This window comes from Chlamydiota bacterium (genome assembly GCA_016178055.1).
Taxonomy (GTDB): domain Bacteria; phylum Auribacterota; class JACPWU01; order JACPWU01; family JACPWU01; genus JACOUC01.
This window is the reverse complement of the sequence record JACOUC010000006.1, coordinates 1-1879: the sequence shown is the minus strand read 5'-3', so window position 1 is coordinate 1879 and position 1879 is coordinate 1. Positions and strand designations below refer to the sequence as shown.

At 40.6% G+C, this 1879-nt stretch carries 3 protein-coding genes; all 3 read right to left on the bottom strand.

The annotated features are described in order from the left end of the window. Positions 1-582: RHS repeat protein (locus HYS07_00785; protein ID MBI1869708.1), on the bottom strand; the 582-nt coding region annotated here is incomplete at its 3' end. Positions 583-608: 26 nt separating this feature from the next. Further along, positions 609-1010, bottom strand: a complete 402-nt coding sequence (locus HYS07_00780) for a hypothetical protein (protein MBI1869707.1) — start codon at positions 1008-1010, stop codon at positions 609-611. Further along, on the bottom strand, positions 1010-1879 hold an 870-nt coding region (locus tag HYS07_00775; protein ID MBI1869706.1), incomplete at its 5' end, for an RHS repeat-associated core domain-containing protein. The genes HYS07_00780 and HYS07_00775, both read right to left, overlap by 1 nt.

Sequence of the window (1879 nt, the reverse complement as noted above, 5' to 3'; positions counted from 1 at the left end):
GCTTGCAATGACTTCGGCTGTGTCAGCTTCAAGGAGCTGACTTACGGCATCATAGACAAATGATAGATTGCTTGCGGTGTTACTGGCGCCGATGAGCCTCGAAAGTGAGTCGTACGTGAATGCGTACGTTTGCTCGGGTGTTGTTTTTGTCGTTAAGCGATTAAGAGCGTCATAAACATAGCTAAGTGTGACTCCATTTGCGGTTTTCTTCTGTGTTACATTGCTTACTTTGTCATACACGCAATTTAGCTTGAGGCTCGAAGCTCGAGGCTCGAGGGAAATACGTGTGAGACGATTGGCTTTGTCAAAATTGCAAGAGGTGGGGTTCGTCCCTTGAACTGAAAAAGCTATAAACTTGCTATCGATCGACAGCAAGTTTATAGCTTTTTCGTGACTTCTAAATGCCAAAGGTTGTCGGCTTTCCGTATGAAAAGGAATAATCCTACCACCCAGCGAGGGGGTTGGGATGACCTCAGCCAAAGGTTTTGTCTCAGCTTTACCTCCAGGCAAAACCTTGAGCATTGGCCCTTCGACCAAGCTTAAAAAGGGAAGTTCATTTTCTTGTTTTAGAGCGAAACTCATGGATTGCTTTCAACCATATAAAAAAATTATTGGCGCTTCCGATTAGGAACGCCAATAATATTTGAATATATTTCTTCTAATCGATCACCTTGATCAAAATAGAGACTTATTAATTCATCTTTATTCTCGCTTACCAAACCATGTTTCCACAGTTTAATATAATATATCATTTGCCTTGCGTGAAAATTGCCTTTTTTATCAAACATATCTTGATCATATTGTGGCAATCCTAATACTGAAACCACACTTTTTGGAGTATCGTTTAATTCAATTTTGTTTAGCTTTTCTAGGAATTTCTGTTTGCTCTCCTCCTCCATTTCAAAGAAATAACCTTCTTTGTCAGTTTTAGCAGAGCCCAAATCTGAAAAACCTAGAAGAGCAAAAGAAAAAAATAAACTTAAAAAAGAAATCATTTTTGTAAATTTCACTACTTACTCCTTTCTTCCTTAAGATCATTTACAATGGCATCTGCAAAATCTTTGACATCATTTGGAGTCCAAAGCCAGTTATGTGATTTCCACCAGGAAGCGTATTTATCAGCCCCTCCAGCTTTTAAACCATCTGCAACTGTGGTAGAACAATTCTGTCCTCTGGTTTTCCATTGATTATCTTTTTTAAATTTTTTCCACCATTTTTCTATCTTTTCTTCATCTAAACCCGTAATCTGAACTTCAAAATCAGGCATTTGACCTTCAAAACGGACATCGTCCTTGAACAATTGGGGTTGGCGTGGTGGAGCTGAATAAACAATCGGAATTAGTGTTTTTGAGTCACGAGGTTGATCGGGCCACCAACTGATGTGTGTTTTATCTGCATTGTCTAAAGTCATCGAGGCATGCCCCCAAGCTTCTGACTTCCCTCTGTAGCTCCATATGTGAACCTTTAATAATCCCAACGGATCCGTGTAATTAATCGGATTGTCACCTGTCGAGATATATCGGTTCAGTCCATCAGCAAAGCCCAAGGGATCAGGGCTTAGCCACACCCCAAAACTTGCATCTCGTTCCCTGTAAAAGTGGTGATAATGTTTTGTTTCAGAGTCGTATTGAGAGCCTGTGTGCAAATAAAAATTGCCGATAGCAGATTCAGAGATTTCTATGCCGTCTTTGTCAAAGAGGGTTGGGACTCCGTAGGAGGTATATCTGTACGATTCGATGATAGCGCCAGAAGAGTCAGTAATTGCAGTGATTGAGCCTAATGCATCTGCGTGGTAAAAGTAATTTGCTCCTGTCGTTAGGTCAGTTCTCGCCAGTGGCTCATCGACTGAAGAGCCATGAGTGTAGCGATTAGTTAAAAT